Source organism: Chryseobacterium sp. ISL-6, from assembly GCF_018613715.1.
In the GTDB taxonomy this organism is placed as follows: Bacteria; Bacteroidota; Bacteroidia; order Flavobacteriales; family Weeksellaceae; genus Chryseobacterium; species Chryseobacterium paludis.
On record NZ_JAGGPT010000010.1, the window covers coordinates 258,153 to 279,124 of the forward strand.

The window sequence follows — 20,972 nt, forward strand, 5'->3', positions numbered from 1 at the left end:
AAAAAAAGGTGGCTTCGAGAATCTCAGCCACCTTTTTCATTCTTCAATCGTTCTAAACGTTAAATTAACCCTGGGAGTTTTCACCTTCGTAGTAGGCGGAAGTCTGTGGAGCCAGTTGTCCTGTGTCGCTCCTTTCATCACCAATAAGCTGCCATTTTCTAAGAAGATTTCTACTTTCTCTTTGGTTTCCTTATGTTTAAATAAAAATTTTCTTTCTGCTCCAAATGTTACAGAAGCAATTGCACCATGTTTTTTCAAATCTTTTTCACCATCACTGTGATAAGCCATTCCCTCACTTCCATCATGGTACAAATTCAGCAGACAGGAATTATAGGTTTCCCCTGAAACTTCCTCGCATCTTAGCTTTAATTCTAATAATTCAGGAGTCCATGGTATTGCATATTTCGTTCTGTTGGAATACGTATATTCAAAAGCCCTTTCCCCGAACCATGCAACCTTTCTTTTAGTTAAAATCAACTTACCGAATATCACTGCCTGATCATTTTCCCATGGAATCTGATTAAATAAATAATCATAGTAAAAATCCGACTTTTCTTTAGAGAAAACGGTGCCATAATAATTGACTACTCCATCATTGGGAAGGATATTAATTGGAAAATCTGATATTTCTTCAAATAAACTCATCATTTTATTTTTTTATTGCACGGATACACATAAAGGCAGGAAACTCATTAAGCTCCTTATAATGTTTTGGATCAAGTTTTTCAAACTCTTTTGTTGGTTTAGGTTCGATTAGTTTATCAATATAGAATCCATTATCAGTTAAAGGAGTTATACATTCGCTAAGCGGTCGTCTGAAACTGTTGATTTCAATGGGATCGCCAAATCCGTTCCATGTACAATTCACATGCTCAATTTCAAAATACTTCTCTGATTTGAAGTAATTGTATTCAAAAAAAGGATGCTCAATCGATATAACAAGACTTCCGCCAGGTTTCAATACCCTGTAGAATTCTTTAATCGTAAGGTTCCAATCTTCTACATAATGAAGGGCTAATGTACAAATAACAGTATCAAAGCTTTCATCATTAAACATTTCGAAGGGTGAAGACAAATCATGAACAAAAAAATCTTCTTTGTTATTATTTCTTATTTGTGCAAGTTCCACCATTTTTAAACTGATATCAAAACCTTTTACTATAGCACCTTCAGACAATAATATTTCAGCATATTTTCCCGGACCACAGGCTGCATCAAGGATAATCTTCCCTTTGGCATCCTGAATTAACTCCAGTGTATTAGGCCTGTCATAATATGCATTATGCGGCTTATGATCAATCAGCTCATTGTATTTCTCAGCGATCCCTTCATAAGCAGATATGATCTTATTTTTAATCATGCTTTTATTTTATATTATGCTTTCTAGATTGAATTAGCCATATTCGAAGTATGTGAACCTTCCCAACCGATAATCATCTGTTTTCGATCACTTCCCCAACGGTAGCCTCCCATATTTCCTGAAGATTGGATCACACGGTGACAAGGAATAAGAAAAGCAACGGGATTACTTCCTATTGCCGTACCTACTGCTCTCGAAGCTTTAGCATTCCCTATCTTTTCGGCCAGATTACCATACGTTGATAATTTACCCATTGGAATAGAGAGAAGCCCTTCCCAGACCTTAAGCTGAAAGTCGGTGCCTTTAAGATGCAGTTTTATAGTGTTTAATCTGTTCCAATCTTTATCAAAAATTGAAAGAGCATTTTTTTGAAGCTCATCATGTTTTTCAAAAAAAGAAGCATTAGGAAACTGAGTTTTCAAGTTTCCTAATGCCGTTTCTTTATCGTTTTCAAAAGCCAAATGGCAGATTCCCTTTTCAGTGGAAGCTACGATAACATTTCCAAAAGGACTTTCGGAAAAGCTATAGTTGATCACAAGGTTTTTTCCACCATTTTTATATTCTGCAGGAGACATTCCTTCTATGTTTACAAACAGGTCATGAAGCCTGCTGGTACTGGAAAATCCCGTTTCATAAGCTGCATCAAATATGCTGAGTTTTTCTTCTTTCAATAGACTTTTTGCATGTTCCAGACTAATGAATTGTAAGAATTTCTTCGGACTTGTCCCAGCCCAATCAGTAAATATTTTCTGAAAATGAGTGGGGCTCAGATGTATCTTTTCTGCTACCTCATCCAAGCTTGGCTGAAGTTTAAAATTACTTTGGATATACGCTATCGCTTTCGCAATTCGGTTATAATCTATTTGACTTTGTGTAGACATATCTTTGTATTTTATCTCACAAATTTCCAAAGAAAATTCCGCAGAAAAAATCCGATTCTTGTGGAATTTTAGCCTTTGCTAATGTGATAATAAGCTAACATTTTATAGTATAATTTAGCTGCCAGGAAAGCACTAGGCTTAGCCATTGGAGAATCCATTAATTCTACAATATCAAAAGCAACTACATTACATTTTTCAAATACCATTCTTAATAATTCTAATGTCGGATACCATTGTAAACCGCCAGGCTCCGGAGTTCCCGTAGAAGGACAAATGGAAGGATCAAAAGCGTCTAAATCTATCGTAATATAAACATTACCAGAAACCTTCTCCAATACATCATTGATCCAGTTTTCATTTACTGCAATCTCATGAGCAAAAAACACTCTTCCTTCAGGCAAATATTGGTACTCTTCAACATCCATTGAACGGATTCCCACCTGAACCAGATTGTGCTTCTGATTGGCTTCAAAAACGGCACAAGCATGATTGGAGGTAGAACCATGGAACTCAGGGCGTAAATCTGTATGGGCATCTAATTGTAAGACTGTTAAGTTCTCATATTTTTCACCTACAGCACGGATAGAACCAATAGAAACAGAATGCTCACCACCAAAAAGTGTAAACAATTTACCATCGTTCTGTAACAGTTCTTTTGTTTTTTGATAAACAGCTTCTGTCATCGCCTCCGGTGTAGAATTTTCAGAAATTTCTCCACCTAGATAAACACCTTCCAAATAAGGTTCAGTTCCTGTCTCAATGTCATAAAGCTCCATATTTTCAGAAGCGTCAAGGAATAATTCAGGACCTTTATCTGCTCCCTTTCCCCACGTTGAGGTTCCATCATAAGGAACTGTTACCAACATTACTTTTGAGTTTTCTAATGATGCATTTTCTTCAGGAATTCCCGCGTATGTTTTCATGTTTTTATTTAAAAATTAAATGATTTAAAATTTGAAATACTGAGCAACAAAGATACAAAGAAGTTGGAAGTCGGAAGCAAGGTCCCTGAATTTTTTGAAAGAAGATTAAGATACAAATAGACAAGAGCTAAAACTTAAATCTAACTCCTAACTTCCTCCTTCCTTCATTATTTAAATATTAAACCTTATTTTTGCAAAAAACAAAATATGTCCTTAAAAGCTGTGCTTTTCGATATGGATGGGGTTATAGTAGACACAGAACCATTGCACAGAAAAGCTTATTTCAAAATGTTTAACGATCTGAAAATTGAAGTATCAGAAGACCTATACACTTCATTTACCGGATATTCTACCAAAAAAGTTTGTGAAATATTAATTCAAACTTATGGACTTAATTATACCTATCAAGAACTTAGCAACATCAAAAGGGATTATTTTAAAGATTATTTCTACAATGATGCAGATTTCGATTTGATCTCTGGAGTACGAAAATTAATTGAGCATTATTATGAAAACGGAATCAAATTAATCGTTGCATCATCTGCAAGTATGATCACTATAAATATGGTTTTTGATAAATTTGAACTTGAAAAATATTTCAATGGAAAAATAAGTGGTGCTGAATTAAAAGAATCAAAACCTCATCCTGAAGTTTTTCTTCTGGCAGCAGAAATGGCCAGTGAACCTATTGAAAACTGTATGGTAATTGAAGATTCTACAAATGGAATTTTAGCAGCCCACAATGCCAATATTTTTTGCGCAGCCTATAAAAGCGAACATTCCCTTAATCAAGATTATACTTTAGCTAATATTATCGTTTCAGATTATACTGAATTGGAATTAGATAAGATTTCAAATTATTTTGAGTAAAAAAGGGTTCTCAGCTGAGAACCCTTTTTTATATTGGTTAGTCATTAAAAAAATGGACTAATTATTTTTTATGCTAGTAACCCAGAAGTTTAAGAACATCTTCAGGTTCCTGTCTTTCACGGAATATCTCATATTGAAACTCCCCGTTTTCGTCTTTCTGGACCAGGATATGTCTTGGCTGAGGCATTAAACAGTGATGTACCCCACCATAGCCACCAATTGTTTCCTGATAAGCTCCTGTATGGAAGAAACCGATATACAGTGGTTTTGTATCACTAAAAACAGGCAAATAGATTGCATTGGTATGCTGTTCAGAATTATAATAATCATCTGAATCACATGTTAGACCACCTAGGAAAACTCTTTCATAAGTATCTTCCCAACGATTTAACGGAAGCATAATGAAGTGTCTTGAAATCGCCCACGTATCAGGAAGTGTGGTCATAAATGATGAATCGATCATATTCCACTTCTCTCTGTCATTCTGACGTTTTTGAGAAATAATCTTATACAGGTTAGCACCACTTTCTCCAACTGTGAAACTTCCAAATTCAGTATAGATATTCGGTTCCTCTACTCCTTCTTCTTCACAGAATTTTTTGATCTGCGAAACGATTTCTTCAACCATATACTGATAGTCATAATCGAAGTTTAAAGAAGTTTTAATTGGAAAACCACCACCAATGTTCAATGAATCAACTTCTGGAGCAATTTTTTTCAAACGTGCATAAACGCGAAGACATTTATATAATTCGTTCCAATAATAAGCAGTGTCTTTAATCCCCGTATTAATGAAGAAGTGAAGCATCTTCAATCTAGCATTTGGATGTTCAGCAATTTTCTGACTGTAATATGGAATAATATCTTTATATCCAATACCTAATCTTGAGGTATAAAATTCGAATTTAGGTTCTTCTTCCGAGGCTATTCTGATTCCAATATCAAAAGTACTGTCAATACTTTCTGTAAGCTTATCAAGCTCTCTGTAATTATCAAGAATAGGTGTAATATTTTCAAAACCACTGTTGATCATATCGGAGATCTTCGCCAGATAATCATCTGTTTTGAATCCGTTACAGATCACTTCGATACTCTTATCTACTTTTCCTTTTTTGTAAAGAGATCTTACAATGTCCATATCATAAGCCGAAGACGTTTCAATTGAAATATCATTCTTCAGCGCTTCTTCAATAACAAAATTAAAATGACTGGATTTCGTACAATAACAGTATCGGTAATTTTTCTTATATTCGATTTTCTCAAAAGCCTCTTTGAACCAGCCTTTTGCTTTTTGAATATTTTGAGAAATCTTCGGGAGGTAACTAACCTTTAAAGGTGTTCCAAACTTTTCAACAACTTCCATTAAAGGAATATCGTGAAACAACAAATTGTTCTCAGAAACATTAAATTCTTCCGTTGGAAAATATAATGTCTGATCAATAAGTTCCGAGTATTTTATTTTCATTTTTTAACAAGTGAATTAAGAATGCAAAATTGCTAAAAAAGTTTGATTTTTTGGTGTTAAAATTATTATAATTTTCGTCAGTTCCCCTAAAGACCTGCATCTAAAACAATAATTACATTTTTAAGATTTATTAATACGTAAACTTCTTAAGATAAGATTCTCTTTTATCCTCAGAAATACCCAACACCTTATGAATATAAACATCTATTGAGCCATATTTATTATCAATTTCATTAAATGCTGCATCCAGATAATCTTTTTCGACCCAGCTCAATTTTTCCAATACTTTTAAATCCATTTTTGGATATAAAAAGTGCAGATTGTTTGCAAGTCGAAGTCTCTTTATGATCATCTCCTTCCTGAAATTATTAGATAATAGATAATCGTTATAAATGGTTGCTTTGTCAAACTTTAATATCGTAAGAATTAAAGCCGTAATAATTCCCGTTCTATCTTTTCCAGCCGTACAGTGATACAAAACAGGTTGATCTCCATCTAAAATTTCTGTAATGATCTTTTTTATGACCTCAGGATTTTCAGTTACGTACTCACAATAAAAATCGATCATCCTTTTATCAGCATCTTCAGCACTTACTTTTCCCTTTAAAACTAATTTTCTAGCTTGCGATAGCTGATCTCCCTGATCTTCAAAGGCAGAATATTTTTTATAAATAAGATTTTCAGGAAGCCGATCAGGTTTCGACGTGATTTCTTTTTCATTTCTAAGATCAATAACTTCCTTGATTCCTAACATTCTAAGACTATCAAAGGATTTTTTCTTAAGCTTATTAAGATGACCACTTCTATAAAACCGACCTTCCTTTAACGTTTTTCCTTCAGAATTTTTAATATTTTCCAGTGTTCTGAAATTGTATACTTTTTTTATTTCGATGTTTTCTGCTCCTTCATTTTTACCATATTCAGGTGAAGTAAAATTTTGTGTTTTACAGGAAAAAACACAGTGTAGAATAATAATTAGAAGCGATATTTTAAATAATTTTTTCAAAATTTAGATCTTAGAAACATGATTTGACCACAAAAGGTACAAAAGTTTTTAGAGACTGCTGAATACAGTTATATTTTATAAAGTTTTTGGGATATGATGGTAAAAATTATTTTAATAGATCTCAGGGTATTTTATTCCATCACGCCCTACAAAAAACAGAAGATCTCCTAATTCATATTCAACTGAAACTTCATCTTCAATTGCAAAATTCCGGGTTCCAATTCTTGAGGTAATACTTAAGCTTCCGTTTGTTAAAGGCCAATTTAATCCTTTTGTTGTTATATTTTCTACTGAAGGGAATGGATAAAGTGAGATCATTTTATTTTTCACTCCATTCAATTTAAAATTTTTAGAAATAAAATAATACACTGAGAATTCATCATAAAATTTGATATTCAATTGATCTTTAAATGCATATGCTACCGTTAGATTTCCTAAGAAATGATCCTGTTCACCACCACTAGCCCCTAAAACATCTACAGAATGAAATCCCCTTTCTAGGATAATTTCTAAAGCTTTATGAAAATCCGTTTTATCCTGATCTAAAGTAAGAATGAATTTTTCCTGATACACATTTTCATCAGATCCCGTGTGCGAATCAAAATCACCAGAAATAAAATCCAATTGATCCAAAGGAAAATTTCCTTGTTTCAGATAATGAAAAGCGCCATCGGTACAAGCAATTAAATCGTAATCATTTAAAGTTGGAAAAGATTTTGGAGGTTCTCCGTTAATAAAAAGTAGTGCTTTATCTTTCATTAGGATTCCAGTATTCTTCCGGTTCGTTATTTAATTTCGAAACGTAACGTGCCAAAACAAAAAGGTAATCTGAAAGTCGGTTAAGGTATTTAATAAGTTCAGGACGGACTTCTTCTGCTTCATTTAAGAAAACCAGAGATCGTTCTGCTCTCCTGCAAATAGTTCTTGCAGCATGTAAAAATGTAGCTGACTTACCTCCACCTGGTAATATAAAATATTGAAGAGGTTCAAGCTTCGTTTCAAAATTATCCATCCATTGTTCCAATTCTTCAATTTCAGATTCCGAAATAATTAGTGGAAGACGGGATTTCCCATTAGCAAGCATCAATTTATCAGTAGGTGTTGCTGCTTCAGAACCTACAGTAAACAGATCAAACTGAATTTTTTTTAATTGTTGTAAAACTTCAGCATCTTCAATATGGCTTTTTGCAATGCCAATAAAAGAGTTCAGCTCATCTATATTTCCATAACTTTCTACTCTAGCACTGGCTTTAGAAACTCTCGTTCCACCATAAAGAGCAGTCTGTCCTTTATCTCCTGTTTTCGTGTAAATTTTCATAGTACTAAATTACTTTTTTAAAATTATCTCTACAATACTTTCAAGTCCTGTTTTTATGGATATTATTACTTTCCAGTATTATTATAAAAAAAATGACTGGTTAAAACCAGTCATCTTCAAATTATTTATCTACCTCTACATATTGCAACACTGTCTTATTTTTAGAATTATAAATGATTGTACTGCTATTAGGAAATCGTTTTAATTTATAATATTCAATACCTTCATCATTCTTTATATCATCTAAAATGCCTTTATCAATCGTATTCTCAGGAAGGAATTTTTCTATAAAACTTATTTTATCTACAATATTCTGCCCATCTACTTTTCGGGCTTTTTTATCAGAACGCGATTCATCAGTAGAGGGTTGACTTTCCAAAAACGGAATTAAGTCTGCCTTATCTGCCTTATACTTAAAAATGTAGCCTTTTGTTCCATTTGGAAATACAAACTTCTTTCCACTTTCTGCAGATATAAATCCTTTTCCTGAATGAGGAAAGACCTGATTAAACTGAACATCTTCGGAATTGGTAAGCGATTTTATAGATTCGTTCACCGTTTTTTTTACTCTTTCTTCTACAGCGGCCTGGGTTTTCTGTTTTACTGTTTCAGTGGTTTCCTGAACAGTCTGATCTATTTTTTCGCTGATTTTATTACAAGCTAATAGCGACAAAGCACTTGTAACAGCTAAAATTAACTTCTTCATTTCTTTGAAATTATAAATAATTATCCGCTTTAGCAATACTTCTTTTTTCTAAACGGAAAAATCTGAATGATATTTTGAAATTAAAAATAAATATTTTTTTTAATCTATAAAATCCTACTGACAAACTGTTGTCATAACCTGCTCTTATCTTTGTATCAACAATAACAAACTAAAACAAAAATATTATGACAACTACAGCAACTACCACAGCTACAGCTACAAAACAGTTCATGACTACTGAACAGTTATTAGAACATTGGCAAGGGCATAGAAATCTGACAAGAAGAGTGATCGAAGCTTTTCCTGAAAAAGAATTATTTGAATTTTCTGTTGCAGGAATGAGACCTTTTGCAAAACTAGCAGTAGAGCTAATAAGCATCGCAGGACCAGCTTTAAAGGGAATCAACGAAAAAAATATGGAAGCTTATAATGAAGAAGGCTTTAATCCTAAGACTAAAGAGGAAATACTAAAAAAATGGGACGAAGAAACTGAAGTGATCAATCATTATTTCAATCAAATTTCTGAACAACGTTTTCAAGAGACTTTCAATCTATTCGGTCAGTATGAATTTCCGGTTTTTCAAAATATTCTTTATTTCATAGATAATGAAATTCACCACCGTGGACAAGGATATGTTTATTTAAGATCTTTAGGAATTGAACCTCCTTTCTTCTGGGAGAGATTTTAATTCTTTTTATAAAACTTCTCATCAAATTATTAAATTAAGCCAACGCAAAAGCTTTCAGAATATTTCTGAAAGCTTTTGTAATTTTGTTTAACCAGGTAGGATATTTTTAAAGAAACTTACAATATTTTCTTTAAGCTTAGTAAAGGTGTCGGAAGTTCCAAACTCTTTATTGTCATAACCAATTGGAAAACCTTTTTCTACATATTCATTATTTTTCTGCAAAGTAAGTGTCTGGAAATCGTCATTTACTTTCCCAAGTTTATCTGTATGAATATCCAAAAATTTAACTGAAGCCTGTTTTGAGAAATCAAGCTTTGTGATATCAATAGTTTTAATTTCCTTTTTCAGATCTGACCGGAAATAAAGATTCATATTTTTCACATCAATTACAGTTTGCCATTCTCCCGCATATACGGAATTGAGAATATTCCAGGCATAATCTACAGGCTTTTTATCATACTTATAATTATTCAGCATATAGTAGGCTTTGTTATAGCGATCTTCCCATTTGCTCTGTTGATTAATGTCGAACTTTTCCTTTCCACCTAAGAAATCAGACCTTTGAATATTATCAAAATCTTTTTTATACTGGTTATTGCATAAAAGTGGCATAGGCATATCTTTACCTGCAATTACTTTGTATTTCCCATTCAGCAATGCGATTGTTGCTGTATTTCCTTTAGCATCACTAAGAAAAAAATGGCTACCTCCTGCACTAGGCCACCAGTCTATATTGGGGCCACTATTTAAATGATCTACAACTTCCTGGACAGATTTATAATTATCCAGTTGATATTGTATCCACTGTGCCCAAAACATGTTGGGTTGTGTCGGATTAAATACCTTTGTTGTTTCCTCCAAAGAAAGCTCAACTAAAAAAAGTCCCTTTTCATTTACGCCATAACAAGGAAAATCATATCCAAGGAGATTAAAGGTAACAGAACCATATTGGGAATTCCATTCTTTAGATCCGGTCAAATGATTCGTTGTAAGGTTTTCCCAACTTATATTCCTTTTCGTAACACCTCGTTTGTTTACAACGATCATTCCTGGCATTGTTTTCCAATTTTCATTGAATCCTACTACACAATAGTCGTTTCCTTTTAATAAAAATGCTGAACAGGCCGAAGCCAGAGTATAATATGTAACTGCCAACAGAAGCAAGCAGCGTGAAAATAAAAATTTCATAATCTTTAGTTTAAAGTTATTTATATTTTTCAGAAATATCTGTAATCAAATTTTTAAGCCTCACTTTGAGCATTTCAGGCTCTAAAATTACAGCGTAATCTGCAAATGTAATTAGCCAGCGTGGAAAACCATCATTGATCCATTCGGTTTCAAAAGTCAATAACATCCCTTCCTCAGTTTCTACCTCTTCTGTTAATCCATAATATTTTTTAGAATTGGCAAGATGATTCATTATTTTCTTCTCTACCAGTAATTTCACTACAGTTACCTCGTTTTTCGAATTTCTTCGGTAATCATTTATACCTCCATATTCTTGTGAAAAAGGATTACTGGTTTTAGCAACCTGCAGAATACGATCAACTCTAAATTGCCTAAAATCTTTTCTTAAAGTACAAAAAGCCATAATGTACCAGTAATTAAATTCCAGAAATACACCAACCGCCTCTATAACTCTATTAGAAACCTTTGAATCAATACTTTTGTATTCTATTGATAGTTGAGTTTTTTCTGCAATACTTTCAAGAATAGTAGGAATTATATTTTTGATCGTTTCTATAGTTGGAGCGTGGTAATTAAAAATATCAATCTGCTTTTCAATATTTTTAATTAAGTTTTTATCTGAATTCTTCAAAACCGAACGTACCTTTTCCATGGCCGTCTGATAGTGCGAGCCCAAACTCTGATGTGAATATTTTTGCATTAGTTTTTCGGCGGTAATAAAACTTAAAACCTCTTCCTTAGTAAACATCACGGGTGGAAGTTTGTAGCCATCCATTAAAGAATATCCACTTCCTGCCTCTCCTAAAATTGGAATTCCAGCATTTTCAAGCGTTTTAACATCTCTATAAATCGTCCTTATGCTTACCTCAAATTTTTCCGCTAAATCTTGAGCTCTTACCAAGGGCTTGGATTGTAATTGGGTAAGAATTGCTGTTACTCTATCGAGCTTTTTGAGATAATGGTCATTCATTTTATCTGATCAATCTAAACTTTTGTGCGGGAATTTTAAATACCATAAAACAAGAATTTTATTTATATTTAGATATTCAAGAACCACACTTTAATAATAATGAGTTACACTAATTTCATCCAGACTATTGAAAAAATTTCTAATCCCGAACGGGCTGTCATTGATGAACTGATTTCAAATTTAGAATTAAAAAATTACAGAAAAGGTGATTTTTTATTAAAATCTGATGAAACCTGCAAACATTTTTATTTTTTAGAAAAAGGACTGGTAAAATTATTCTTTGATAATGGGGATAAAGACTTTATAATGACATTCTTTTCTGAAAATTCTTTTTTCACAGAACTCAGTGGATTTCTTACAGGCAAACCTTCAAAATATATGTTTGTTGCTCTGGAACCTGTTGAGGTATATTCTATTCGAAAAAATGTGGTGGATGATCTATGTAAAAAGTATCATTCTGCTGAAACACTTTTCAGCAAACTGTATTCAAAGGCTCCTGTTAATATGATGGGAAGGATAAGTGAAATGTTGGAAGATGATGGTAAAAAGCGTTATCACAATTTTTTAAAACAAAAGCCGGAACTTATCCAAAGGATCAGTCTGGGAGATCTTGCAGATTATATTGGAATCACTCAGGTATCGTTAAGCAGAATCCGGGCGCAAAAATGATTTTTTATCATTTGTAAAAAAATCTGAAATAAAACCGATCTACATTTGTCACATAATTAATCAATAAAAATTAAAATTATGTCACAAAGAATCAACGCATTCGCTATGGGAAACAAAGCTGTAAATGCACTTCACACGATGGGATACCATGTAGAAAACTCATCAATTGATAATGCTTTTCTCGAGCTTTTATACTTCCGTGTTTCACAGATGAACGGCTGTGCTTTTTGCCTGGATATGCACTCGAAACAACTCAGAGCAAAAGGAGAAACCGAACAAAGAATTTTCTTGGTAAGTGCATGGAGAGAATGTTCTTTCTACACTGAAAAAGAAAAAGCAGCATTACTATGGGCAGAAAGCCTTACTATTCTAAATGGGAAAGAGATATCTAATGAAATATATTCAGAAGTAAGTCAACATTTTTCAGAAACCGAAATGGTGGATCTTACCATGGCTATTATTGCAATTAACAGTTATAACAGAGTAAATATAGCTTTTGGAGCGGAAGTTGGTACGTATCAGGTTCCGGAAAAAAAATAAATCAAATTCTATCATCAAAAACAAGCTCAATGATTTCTTTTTCATTGAGCTCGTTTTTTTCCTAGATCAATCTAGTTTTCTTTAAAAGTATTTATTAGTTTATCAAGATTTAAGCTTCTCGCAGAAGCATCAAAGATCTCCCGATAAGTACCGTTCATTTGCACCAGCTCACTATGAGTTCCACTTTCAACTACCCTTCCTTTTTTCATCACATAAATCTTATCTGAATCTAAGATCTGAGATAAAGAATGCGAAATAATAATTACTGTTCTTCCCTCTTTAATAGCATCCAAAGAATTTTTTATTTGCTCTGTTGCAATAGCATCTAAACTTGCCGTAGGCTCGTCGAGAAATATAATAGGTGGGTTTTTTAAAAATAATCTTGCAATAGCAATTCTTTGCTGTTGTCCTCCTGAAAGCTGAGTTGCATCATGACGGTATTGTTCCGGTAGATCAAGGATCTGGTCATGCAGATAAGCTTTTTTTGCAGCCGCCTGAATATCATCAAAACCGGCATTCATATTTCCATAACGGATATTGTCTTCAATACTTCCCTGAAAAATATGGTTTCTCTGAAGTACCAAACCTATATCATTTCTTAAAAAAGTATTATCAAAATCATTCAAATTAACACCATCCAATAAAATTTCTCCAGAACTGGGTGGATAAAACTTACATAAAAGATTAATTATTGTGGATTTCCCGGCACCACTCAATCCTACTAAAGCTGTTGTTTTACCATTTTCAATTTTCATGGAAACATCGTGTAAAGCTTTAGTTCCATTAGGATAGGCAAAATCTACATTTTTAAGTTCGAATGTTCCTTTAATTTCTTTTTCCACAAATGTTCCGTTTTGTTCTTTTTCGTCATCCGCATTCAGAATATCAAAATAGCCTTCAGCATAGATCATCGCATCATTCATATCATCATAAATACGATGAAGCTGGCGAATGGGGGACGAGACATTATTGAAAAGCATAATATGAAGCATGATAGCACCAATGGTCATCTGCTGATCCAATACAAGATAAACGGTCAATAAAATAATAAGAACAACTCCAAACTGCTCTATAAAGGTCTTCAATCCATCATAAATAAAATTGGTTTTCCTTGTGAACATCTGACTTTCCATTAATTGCATCTGCAGGTCATATTGCTTTTTACCTTCAAACTTTTCACGTACAAAACTCTTAATCACCATAATCGAATTGATCAGATTTAAAAGTCCTGAAGTTTTCTGCTCCCGCTGATTTCTCAATTGACGACGAACTCCTCCTAATTTACCGGCTTGAAGAGAACTGATGTAAAAGTAGATAGGAACAATAATGGTGGAAACCATTCCTACATAAACATTTTGCATATAGATAATAATCAGTGCAATAATAGCATTCGAGAATAGAGGTAAAATGTCAATAAAAAAATTCTGAACAAGCTTTGTTAAACTTTCTATTCCCCGATCTATTCTTATTTGAAGTTTCCCTGATTCATGGTTTTCATCATTAAAATAAGCAACTCTGTATGTCAATATTTTATCAATTGCTGATTGTGCCAGGACAGAGCTTACATTAATTCTAATTTTCTCACCGTAAAATTTCTGGCCGAAGTTGATAAAGATATTTAATAATTCTTTTCCCAGTAAAATGATGGAGATCACTACCAGAACATGAATACCTTCAGACATAGGATGTTGAAGATGTGTAAGAGTGGTTACCTCATCCACTGTATATTTTAATACCAAAGGATTGACTTGTGCAGCTAATGCTCCTAAAAAAGTAAGAAACAGTGTTCCATAGATCATCAAACGATAAGGTCTGATAAACGGAATGAGTTGTTTATATATTCCGAATAAAGTAATTGTTCTATTAAAAGGTTTTGCCATTGATATAAAGATCTTTAGTAAAATTAAAGCTTTTTTAAAATAATACATAAAAAAAGCTGGTATTATGCCAGCTCATCTTCTTTCTTAACGAAAATTTATTTTTAGTATCTCGTTTTTAATACAATCTTTCCAAGATCCAAAAGCCCATCCTGTTGGGTGAAGTGCACTCTTCCTTTTTTAGAAAATACTTCCCATGCAATTATGGATACAATATCATCAACTGCACCCTGCTCTTTAGAATCATCTACATATTCAAATGTCCGATCATCTACCATTTTTACTGGTTGTTCATAATCCTGATGAACGATCAGTAAATCTCCCCTCCCATCTAATGCAGCCTGATAAATTTCCTGTAGATCTGTAAGAACAGTTCCCTGTGGAACAGCTTCTTTAATTTCTTCTATTGCTAGTGTACGACTTTCCTTTTGTCGAGCTTTAATAATTTCATAAGCTTGTTCGACAATATGATGCTCTTCCGCAGAAACATAACTTTTATTATCGTGGCCTATGTATATCTTGGGGATATCTGCAACTTCAAGAAGTTTACTATAATTATCCGCTGTACTGACTACAATAACATTCAGATTTGATTTTTTGCTAATTTCAACAATTGATTTATCAACCCTGTTAAAATATTCTTTTATCTGATTATCGACCTGTTTTGAGTCACTTCTTACATCTGAATGGGTGATATAAAAAGGGTTCTGTGGAAATGGAAATCCTTCTTCACGAATTTCGTTTATAATAGAGTCATTTAACGCTTCATATAATTTTGTTCCATTCTGTGTTAATAATAAGATGAGGTATTCCTGGGCTCGTACTGCTGCCTTAATAAGGGGTCTCACTGCAAATTTCTCATCTATCTCAGCAACATTGCCTCTTGATGTCCATGTAGATTTTATAATTTCTTCCGTATCCTTGGATAAGAAGATATGTAAACTATCAAGATTATATTGGTGATCAACTTTATCTGCAATCTTTTCCAGTTTTTCTAAAACTCCTGCAGCAGGTCTTTTTCCATATTCATCAATAACCCGATTTTCCGCTTCTTTTACCAAATTTTTTAAAATGATCTCATCTTGTTGGTTTTCAGGAAATGTTCTGTGTGTGCTTAATAAAATGCTTACACATGGTTTATTTCTTTCATTGGCGAGTTTTTGTAATTTTTCTTGTAATGACATATATGCGTTTTTAATTATTAATAAAGTCAGACAATCTGTTTTATCAATTTCACATAATTAAATACAATAACCAGACCTTTAGTTCATCAAAATATCACTTTTAATGAAAATAAGAAAAACATAAATGATAATAAAATTTTGTATTGAAAATATTTCGCAATTACTCAAAACAATGCGAAATAATATATATTAAAATAAACAAATTTGCATGGCAAAATAAAATCCAGGCTTTTATCTGCTAAATATTGAACGTACTTCGACAGCAACTAAAAAGTCCACTGTATTTATAGAGTCAAAATAAAATCTGCTTTTATCCCTCGAAAAGATATGTTGTAAGATAATGAAGTTCTGATTTGCTTGCTTCTTTTGCTTCAGCACCTGCATCTTCTAAAGAATACTGAGATGTAATTTCTTTTCTTTGGAACACAAAAGAGTTATTAGCATTTTTATCAACTACATCATTAAAGATATGTTCAATCTCAGAATTTGCTAATGATGCAAAACTTATATCTTCAAAACCATACATTAATCTCAAATCATCAAATTGAGAGAATTTATTATCTACAAAACTTTGAAACTGAGTTTTTGAATCAAAATTTCCAGCCCAGATATTGTATGCGTATTTTTTCTTTTTAGGTTTGTCCAAAATACTCTGATAAACAAAATTCTCTCCAAGATAAGCTTCTCTTACCTGTGGATCATTAGCTAAATCTTCAGGAAGGCCTTCTTTTAAGATTCTCCCTTCAAACATAATATAGGTTTTGTTTGTAATGGCAAGTGTCTGTTGAACGTTATGATCGGTAATCAAAATTCCGATATTTTTATCAACAAGACTTCTTACAATCTTTTGTATATCTTCTACAGCAATAGGGTCAACACCCGCAAAAGGTTCATCAAGAAGAATGAAATTAGGACTTGTTGCTAAGCATCTTGCAATTTCTGTTCTACGTCTTTCACCTCCGGAAAGAAGATCCCCTCTGTTTTTACGAACATGCTGCAATGAAAATTCTTCAACCAGTTCATCACATTTTATTTGCTGCTCACGTTTCGAAAGTTTAGTCAGCTGCAAAACTCCCATAATGTTTTCTTCTACTGAAAGCTTCCTGAAAACAGATGCTTCCTGAGCAAGATACCCAATTCCTTTTTGAGCTCTACGATACATCGCGTCAGTGGTTATCTCCTGTTTATCGAGAAAAATCCTTCCGGAAGTAGGCTTAACCAATCCTACGATCATATAAAATGAAGTGGTCTTACCTGCCCCATTGGGACCTAGTAAGCCAACAATTTCTCCCTGTTGAACTTGTACAGAAACTCCTTTTACAACTTTTTTAGGACCGTATTCCTTGATTAAGTTTTCTCCTCGTAAAATCATAGTCGCAAAGATATAAATTTGTTTTAAGTTATGATTTTGTAACTACTCATATTTTTCCTCGACTTATGTTAAAAACAATTCACTTTATCATAAAAATTATTAAAATGGAAAATTACGGTTATACAAAAACAGAAAATGAGCAAAATCAACAAGCGACTGCAACGTATCGTTCAGAAAAGAAAATTCCTGCAGCATTGTTAGGGATACTTGTTGGATGGTTGGCCTTAAATAAATTTTACCTGGGTTATACCAAAGAAGGAATTATCCAAATTGTTTTAAATATTGTCACTTTAGGTGCAGCTTCTATTATTCCTTTCATTGAAGGTATTTTATATTTGTTTATGAGTGATAAACAATTTGATGACACTTATGTTTATGGTAAAAAAGGTTGGTTATAACATGCTTATAAACTCGATAGCTTTCGATTTTATTTGATAAATTTATAGGACCAATCAACAATTAATTTTTTATGGAAAATAATAAAGAACTAACAGAACTGCTTGCACTAGATTTAGGAATCAATCTTGTTGACCGAAGACCCTATGCTAAAGAAGTTTTCAAATGGCAGGATATGGATCTGCTTCCCCATTCGTCCACCGATACTTTGCTTTGTGAAATTTTCGAATGGAATGGTAGAAATTGGAGAACGACTGGTAATAATCTTATTGGATATTTATTTTCTGGTGAGAGCTTAAATACGGTCAAAAATCAATTGATTAATACCCCTAAACATCCGGCTTTAATTCCCGACTTCGAATTTACAAAAGAGAGTATGATTGAATATGGGCTTTCTTTGCCATCCTTATTTAATATTGGAGTGAATGGAGAGATCAAAAATGCCAAGAGCTTTTCTGTAAGAGTAAATGGGGTAACAAAATCTAGAATCACTAACATTGATTCCCCAGGAATTGAGATTTTAAAAAATTACTCTGCTTTCACGCAGGATAAAACCAAAACGTATAGAAAAAATATTAAGTTTAATTATTTGAGTACTTCTTTATTTTATGCTGAGAGTGTAGAAATTTATCTGGAAAAAGAATCTTCAGTTGCTTTAGATGTAAGCTTTCAGACTCAGGACGTAGAGGTTGATGCAAAATTAGATACAGATACCAAGAAACATTTTGTTCTAAAATATTCAGGTAATCAAGCTCCTTTTGCCGCAAAATTTACCAAAGGAAAAGATTTCAACATCATGTGATAAATTTTTATTATATTAGATTATCTAAATAAATATTATCATGAAAAAATTAACAAAAAAGGACTTAAAAAATATCAATGGTGGAAACATCAGATTTCCTGACGCTAATGGTAACTGTCAGCCAGGTTGGTATTTATGCCCTTCAAACATTTGCGTTTTTGATGATGGAGGCAGAGACCCTATTGTTCCGGGTAAGCCCCATTACAATGCATGTTTTGGATAAACAAAAAACACTTCGATTTGAAGTGTTTTTTTTATTTATATAAAGTAATTAATACTATTTATTTAGAAGTATGGCTGCTTCCTTCGCAAAATAAGTAAAGATCATATCTGCTCCAGCTCTTTTAAAGCAGGTTAAGCTTTCTATAATTGTTTTATCATTATCCAGCCAGCCATTTTGAGCAGCTGCTTTTACCATTGCATACTCTCCACTTACATTATAGACGGCGATCGGAAGATCTATAGCTTCACGAACTTTAGAAACAATGTCCAGATAAGGAAGTCCCGGTTTGATCATAATAATATCCGCTCCCTCATCAATATCTTTGAATACTTCATTTAAAGCTTCACGGGAATTATGGAAATCCATTTGATATGTTTTCTTATCCTTTGGTATTTCCATATTATCTTTTGGAGCACTATCCAAAGCACTTCTAAAAGGTCCATAGAAAGAACTTGCATATTTTGCAGAATAACTTAAAATCCCCACATCTGTAAACCCATTGTCCTCTAAAGCTTCACGAATACCCAATACTCTGCCATCCATCATATCACTAGGGGCAACAATGTCAGCTCCTGCTTCTGCATGAGATACAGACATTCTGGCTAACGCATCAACGGTGGCATCATTTACAATCTTTCCATTTTCAATAATACCGTCATGTCCATAAATTGAATACGGATCTAAGGCAACATCAGGCATTACAATCATTTCAGGAAGCGCATCTTTGATCGCTTTGATGGTATTTTGCATTAAGCCATCTTTATTCCATGCTTCTTTTCCTGTATTATCTTTCAAATGATCAGACACCTTCATGTACAAATTGACCGATTTTACACCAAGGGAAAATAATTCTTTACATTCCTTCACGGTTAAATCTATACTCCGCCTGAAAATTCCCGGCATTGATGCAATTGGTTCTTCCTTGTTTTCACCCTCCATTACGAAGATTGGCATTACGAAATCATTAGTTGTAAGTATATTTTCTCTTACTAAACTTCTCATTGATTCATTAACTCTTAGCCTTCTATTTCTTGAATGTATCATTTTGGAATACTTTTTGAATAAGTTTATGCAAATTTACTACAAGTTATATGAAAAAATATATTGAGGAGTGGTAGATTTTTTATATTTTTGTTTTTAAATACTTGAGAAATTATAATTTGATGAAAAAACTTTTACTTTTAATTCTTTTCGTAGGCACTTTTGTTGGATTTTCCAGCAATGTTAAAGCTCAACTTAGAGAGCCTGGTTCCATCTCACAAAAATCTGATGATGGAGTTTTTATTGCCTATCCAAATCCCGCGAAGGATTTTCTCATCGTAAAGGCAAAAGATTCTTCTTTAAGAGTCAAAAGTGTTACATTCTACTCTATATTGGGTACACAGGTTGCAACTTATACCGTTAATATGAATTCGGGAGAAATAAATATTGAAAAATTGAAACCCGGCAAATATTTAATTCGTTACATTTTAAGTGACAACACACAAAAGGTTACCCAAATAGTAAAACAATAAAATTAAATCCTGATAATCATCAGGATTTTTTCTTTTACGTTAGTTCTCCCTTAATTATTCCGTAACTTTCGGGAGATTTTCATACTAATTGTAAAAAACAATTTAATGCTAAAAGCTGAACATATTACTAAAACCTACAATGCAGGAAAAAAGACAGCATTGGATGATTTTAGCATACATGTCCCAAAAGGGAGTATTTATGGTCTTCTAGGACCTAACGGAGCGGGAAAGACTTCATTTATCCGTATCATCAATCAAATTACTCAAGCTGATTCCGGGGATATATTTATCAACGGAGAAAAGCTAAATCCCAGTCATATTAAAAACATCGGTTACATGCCTGAAGAAAGGGGACTGTATAAAAATATGAGTGTTGGGGATCAGATCCTCTACTTCGGTGAATTGAAGGGAATGAGTAAAAACGACGCATTGGGTGAGGCTAAAAAATGGTTTGAAAAACTTAATATCGATCAGTGGTGGAAGAAAAAACTCTCTGAGCTTTCAAAAGGAATGGCTCAGAAGATCCAATTTGTAGTTACTGTTCTTCATAGACCTCATCTCTTAATTCTTGATGAACCTTTTTCAGGATTTGACCCCGTAAATGCGAATCTTATCAAAGATCAGATTATCGATCTCAAAAATAACGGAACCACTATCATACTTTCTACTCACAGAATGGAAAGCGTAGAGGAGATGTGTGATTATGTAGCCCTTATTGACAATTCTAAAAAAATTCTTGATGGTAGGGTTTTCGATGTAAGGGAAAAATTTAAGAAAAATATTTTTGGAATCACCCTTTCTGAAGTCAGTGATTCTAATTTTGAAAATTTCAAAAACAAATATGAGGTTTTCAATTTTTCTAATGAGAATGAACTGATTTCTTTTGATTTGAAAAACGAGAGTGATCAAAATAATATTCTTTTAGATTTAGTACATGTTGGAAAAGTCAGGTCATTTGATGAACGAATCCCCAGCATGAATGAAGTTTTTATTAACGCTGTAGGTAATCATTCTTAATT

General features: G+C 33.0%; 23 protein-coding genes and 1 pseudogene. 9 read left to right on the forward strand and 15 right to left on the reverse strand.

Annotated elements, in window-relative coordinates; genetic code table 11:
- Nucleotides 1-36: 36 nt before the first annotated feature.
- From J7E44_RS19155 to speB, 4 genes are all read right to left on the reverse strand, one after another.
- Complete coding sequence (locus tag J7E44_RS19155; RefSeq protein ID WP_214833201.1) at nucleotides 37-645, reverse strand: alpha-ketoglutarate-dependent dioxygenase AlkB family protein; 609 nt, start codon at nucleotides 643-645, stop codon at nucleotides 37-39.
- 4 nt (nucleotides 646-649) lie between these two features.
- The gene (locus tag J7E44_RS19160) at nucleotides 650-1,360 is read right to left on the reverse strand and encodes a class I SAM-dependent methyltransferase (protein WP_214832588.1); all 711 of its coding nucleotides are present in this window, start codon (nucleotides 1,358-1,360) and stop codon (nucleotides 650-652) included.
- 23 nt (nucleotides 1,361-1,383) lie between these two features.
- The gene (locus J7E44_RS19165) at nucleotides 1,384-2,241 is read right to left on the reverse strand and encodes a bifunctional helix-turn-helix domain-containing protein/methylated-DNA--[protein]-cysteine S-methyltransferase (protein WP_214832591.1); all 858 of its coding nucleotides are present in this window, start codon (nucleotides 2,239-2,241) and stop codon (nucleotides 1,384-1,386) included.
- A 68-nt stretch (nucleotides 2,242-2,309) separates the two neighbouring features.
- Nucleotides 2,310-3,164, reverse strand: a complete 855-nt coding sequence (speB, locus tag J7E44_RS19170) for an agmatinase (RefSeq protein ID WP_214832593.1) — start codon at nucleotides 3,162-3,164, stop codon at nucleotides 2,310-2,312.
- A gap of 207 nt (nucleotides 3,165-3,371) precedes the next feature.
- Here speB and J7E44_RS19175 point away from each other — a divergent pair, with 207 nt between their 5' ends.
- Nucleotides 3,372-4,034 (forward strand): HAD family hydrolase, encoded by a 663-nt coding sequence (locus J7E44_RS19175; RefSeq protein ID WP_214832595.1) that lies wholly within the window; start codon nucleotides 3,372-3,374, stop codon nucleotides 4,032-4,034.
- A gap of 73 nt (nucleotides 4,035-4,107) precedes the next feature.
- On the opposite strand, the gene J7E44_RS19180 is transcribed toward J7E44_RS19175, so the two are convergent.
- The 5 genes from J7E44_RS19180 to J7E44_RS19200 all read right to left on the reverse strand — a co-directional run bounded on the left by J7E44_RS19180 (nucleotide 4,108) and on the right by J7E44_RS19200 (nucleotide 8,529).
- Nucleotides 4,108-5,499 (reverse strand): type III PLP-dependent enzyme domain-containing protein, encoded by a 1,392-nt coding sequence (locus J7E44_RS19180; RefSeq protein ID WP_214832597.1) that lies wholly within the window; start codon nucleotides 5,497-5,499, stop codon nucleotides 4,108-4,110.
- A 130-nt stretch (nucleotides 5,500-5,629) separates the two neighbouring features.
- Nucleotides 5,630-6,505: a tyrosine-protein phosphatase gene (locus tag J7E44_RS19185; protein ID WP_214832599.1), complete on the reverse strand. Its 876-nt coding sequence runs from the start codon at nucleotides 6,503-6,505 to the stop codon at nucleotides 5,630-5,632.
- Nucleotides 6,506-6,616: 111 nt separating this feature from the next.
- Entirely contained in the window at nucleotides 6,617-7,264 is a 648-nt protein-coding gene (locus tag J7E44_RS19190; protein ID WP_214832601.1) for a thiamine diphosphokinase, read from the reverse strand.
- A complete protein-coding gene (locus J7E44_RS19195) occupies nucleotides 7,254-7,823 on the reverse strand; it encodes a cob(I)yrinic acid a,c-diamide adenosyltransferase (RefSeq protein ID WP_214832602.1) in 570 nt (189 codons plus the stop codon). The genes J7E44_RS19190 and J7E44_RS19195 overlap by 11 nt, the downstream gene beginning before the upstream one ends.
- Nucleotides 7,824-7,944: 121 nt before the next feature.
- Complete coding sequence (locus J7E44_RS19200) at nucleotides 7,945-8,529, reverse strand: hypothetical protein (RefSeq protein WP_214832604.1); 585 nt, start codon at nucleotides 8,527-8,529, stop codon at nucleotides 7,945-7,947.
- Nucleotides 8,530-8,714: 185 nt separating this feature from the next.
- Here J7E44_RS19200 and J7E44_RS19205 point away from each other — a divergent pair, with 185 nt between their 5' ends.
- The gene (locus tag J7E44_RS19205; protein WP_214832606.1) at nucleotides 8,715-9,218 is read left to right on the forward strand and encodes a DinB family protein; all 504 of its coding nucleotides are present in this window, start codon (nucleotides 8,715-8,717) and stop codon (nucleotides 9,216-9,218) included.
- An 87-nt stretch (nucleotides 9,219-9,305) separates the two neighbouring features.
- Here the strand turns inward: J7E44_RS19205 and J7E44_RS19210 are convergent, their stop codons facing one another.
- Both J7E44_RS19210 and J7E44_RS19215 read right to left on the reverse strand, forming a co-directional pair.
- Nucleotides 9,306-10,406, reverse strand: coding sequence for a linear amide C-N hydrolase (locus J7E44_RS19210; protein WP_214832608.1), 1,101 nt, complete (start codon nucleotides 10,404-10,406; stop codon nucleotides 9,306-9,308).
- Nucleotides 10,407-10,422: 16 nt separating this feature from the next.
- Nucleotides 10,423-11,376, reverse strand: a complete 954-nt coding sequence (locus J7E44_RS19215) for a helix-turn-helix transcriptional regulator (protein ID WP_214832610.1) — start codon at nucleotides 11,374-11,376, stop codon at nucleotides 10,423-10,425.
- 99 nt (nucleotides 11,377-11,475) lie between these two features.
- Here J7E44_RS19215 and J7E44_RS19220 point away from each other — a divergent pair, with 99 nt between their 5' ends.
- Together J7E44_RS19220 and J7E44_RS19225 are read left to right on the forward strand one after the other, a co-directional pair.
- A complete protein-coding gene (locus tag J7E44_RS19220; protein ID WP_214832612.1) occupies nucleotides 11,476-12,045 on the forward strand; it encodes a Crp/Fnr family transcriptional regulator in 570 nt (189 codons plus the stop codon).
- Nucleotides 12,046-12,123: 78 nt separating this feature from the next.
- Nucleotides 12,124-12,585 (forward strand): carboxymuconolactone decarboxylase family protein, encoded by a 462-nt coding sequence (locus J7E44_RS19225; protein ID WP_214832614.1) that lies wholly within the window; start codon nucleotides 12,124-12,126, stop codon nucleotides 12,583-12,585.
- Between the two features lie 71 nt (nucleotides 12,586-12,656).
- On the opposite strand, the gene J7E44_RS19230 is transcribed toward J7E44_RS19225, so the two are convergent.
- The 3 genes and pseudogenes from J7E44_RS19230 to lptB all read right to left on the reverse strand — a co-directional run.
- Nucleotides 12,657-14,384 carry an ABC transporter ATP-binding protein gene (locus tag J7E44_RS19230; RefSeq protein WP_214833203.1) on the reverse strand — a complete coding sequence of 576 codons (1,728 nt, stop codon included), beginning with the start codon at nucleotides 14,382-14,384 and terminating at the stop codon, nucleotides 12,657-12,659.
- Nucleotides 14,385-14,566: 182 nt separating this feature from the next.
- Complete coding sequence (locus J7E44_RS19235) at nucleotides 14,567-15,646, reverse strand: baeRF3 domain-containing protein (RefSeq protein ID WP_214832616.1); 1,080 nt, start codon at nucleotides 15,644-15,646, stop codon at nucleotides 14,567-14,569.
- A gap of 646 nt (nucleotides 15,647-16,292) precedes the next feature.
- Nucleotides 16,293-17,018: pseudogene (gene lptB / locus J7E44_RS19240) on the reverse strand (LPS export ABC transporter ATP-binding protein); the annotation flags it as partial.
- 104 nt (nucleotides 17,019-17,122) lie between these two features.
- Between lptB and J7E44_RS19245 the strand changes: the two are divergent.
- The 3 genes from J7E44_RS19245 to J7E44_RS19255 all read left to right on the forward strand — a co-directional run bounded on the left by J7E44_RS19245 (nucleotide 17,123) and on the right by J7E44_RS19255 (nucleotide 18,439).
- Entirely contained in the window at nucleotides 17,123-17,416 is a 294-nt protein-coding gene (locus J7E44_RS19245; protein WP_214832620.1) for a TM2 domain-containing protein, read from the forward strand.
- Between the two features lie 71 nt (nucleotides 17,417-17,487).
- On the forward strand, nucleotides 17,488-18,216 hold the full coding sequence (locus tag J7E44_RS19250) for a hypothetical protein (protein WP_214832622.1): 729 nt from the start codon (nucleotides 17,488-17,490) through the stop codon (nucleotides 18,214-18,216).
- 40 nt (nucleotides 18,217-18,256) lie between these two features.
- Nucleotides 18,257-18,439 carry a bacteriocin gene (locus tag J7E44_RS19255; protein WP_214832623.1) on the forward strand — a complete coding sequence of 61 codons (183 nt, stop codon included), beginning with the start codon at nucleotides 18,257-18,259 and terminating at the stop codon, nucleotides 18,437-18,439.
- Nucleotides 18,440-18,493: 54 nt separating this feature from the next.
- Here J7E44_RS19255 and hemB read toward each other — a convergent pair whose 3' ends face one another.
- A complete protein-coding gene (hemB, locus tag J7E44_RS19260) occupies nucleotides 18,494-19,483 on the reverse strand; it encodes a porphobilinogen synthase (RefSeq protein ID WP_214832624.1) in 990 nt (329 codons plus the stop codon).
- 119 nt (nucleotides 19,484-19,602) lie between these two features.
- Here hemB and J7E44_RS19265 point away from each other — a divergent pair, with 119 nt between their 5' ends.
- The gene (locus tag J7E44_RS19265) at nucleotides 19,603-19,953 is read left to right on the forward strand and encodes a T9SS type A sorting domain-containing protein (protein WP_214832625.1); all 351 of its coding nucleotides are present in this window, start codon (nucleotides 19,603-19,605) and stop codon (nucleotides 19,951-19,953) included.
- A gap of 105 nt (nucleotides 19,954-20,058) precedes the next feature.
- Nucleotides 20,059-20,970, forward strand: a complete 912-nt coding sequence (locus tag J7E44_RS19270; RefSeq protein ID WP_214832627.1) for an ABC transporter ATP-binding protein — start codon at nucleotides 20,059-20,061, stop codon at nucleotides 20,968-20,970.
- Nucleotides 20,971-20,972: the final 2 nt, after the last annotated feature.

Coding starts and splice junctions, on each gene's coding strand:
- J7E44_RS19225 (WP_214832614.1), top strand. CDS start 12,124: ATGTCACAAAGAATCAACGCATTCGCTATGGGAAACAAAGCTGTAAAT.
- J7E44_RS19270 (WP_214832627.1), top strand. CDS start 20,059: ATGCTAAAAGCTGAACATATTACTAAAACCTACAATGCAGGAAAAAAG.
- speB (WP_214832593.1), bottom strand. CDS start 3,164: ATGAAAACATACGCGGGAATTCCTGAAGAAAATGCATCATTAGAAAAC.
- J7E44_RS19205 (WP_214832606.1), top strand. CDS start 8,715: ATGACAACTACAGCAACTACCACAGCTACAGCTACAAAACAGTTCATG.
- J7E44_RS19195 (WP_214832602.1), bottom strand. CDS start 7,823: ATGAAAATTTACACGAAAACAGGAGATAAAGGACAGACTGCTCTTTAT.
- J7E44_RS19180 (WP_214832597.1), bottom strand. CDS start 5,499: ATGAAAATAAAATACTCGGAACTTATTGATCAGACATTATATTTTCCA.
- J7E44_RS19235 (WP_214832616.1), bottom strand. CDS start 15,646: ATGTCATTACAAGAAAAATTACAAAAACTCGCCAATGAAAGAAATAAA.
- J7E44_RS19190 (WP_214832601.1), bottom strand. CDS start 7,264: ATGAAAGATAAAGCACTACTTTTTATTAACGGAGAACCTCCAAAATCT.
- J7E44_RS19155 (WP_214833201.1), bottom strand. CDS start 645: ATGAGTTTATTTGAAGAAATATCAGATTTTCCAATTAATATCCTTCCC.
- J7E44_RS19255 (WP_214832623.1), top strand. CDS start 18,257: ATGAAAAAATTAACAAAAAAGGACTTAAAAAATATCAATGGTGGAAAC.
- J7E44_RS19250 (WP_214832622.1), top strand. CDS start 17,488: ATGGAAAATAATAAAGAACTAACAGAACTGCTTGCACTAGATTTAGGA.
- J7E44_RS19230 (WP_214833203.1), bottom strand. CDS start 14,384: ATGATCTATGGAACACTGTTTCTTACTTTTTTAGGAGCATTAGCTGCA.
- J7E44_RS19220 (WP_214832612.1), top strand. CDS start 11,476: ATGAGTTACACTAATTTCATCCAGACTATTGAAAAAATTTCTAATCCC.
- J7E44_RS19215 (WP_214832610.1), bottom strand. CDS start 11,376: ATGAATGACCATTATCTCAAAAAGCTCGATAGAGTAACAGCAATTCTT.
- J7E44_RS19165 (WP_214832591.1), bottom strand. CDS start 2,241: ATGTCTACACAAAGTCAAATAGATTATAACCGAATTGCGAAAGCGATA.
- J7E44_RS19200 (WP_214832604.1), bottom strand. CDS start 8,529: ATGAAGAAGTTAATTTTAGCTGTTACAAGTGCTTTGTCGCTATTAGCT.
- hemB (WP_214832624.1), bottom strand. CDS start 19,483: ATGATACATTCAAGAAATAGAAGGCTAAGAGTTAATGAATCAATGAGA.
- J7E44_RS19160 (WP_214832588.1), bottom strand. CDS start 1,360: ATGATTAAAAATAAGATCATATCTGCTTATGAAGGGATCGCTGAGAAA.
- J7E44_RS19265 (WP_214832625.1), top strand. CDS start 19,603: ATGAAAAAACTTTTACTTTTAATTCTTTTCGTAGGCACTTTTGTTGGA.
- J7E44_RS19245 (WP_214832620.1), top strand. CDS start 17,123: ATGGAAAATTACGGTTATACAAAAACAGAAAATGAGCAAAATCAACAA.
- J7E44_RS19175 (WP_214832595.1), top strand. CDS start 3,372: ATGTCCTTAAAAGCTGTGCTTTTCGATATGGATGGGGTTATAGTAGAC.
- J7E44_RS19210 (WP_214832608.1), bottom strand. CDS start 10,406: ATGAAATTTTTATTTTCACGCTGCTTGCTTCTGTTGGCAGTTACATAT.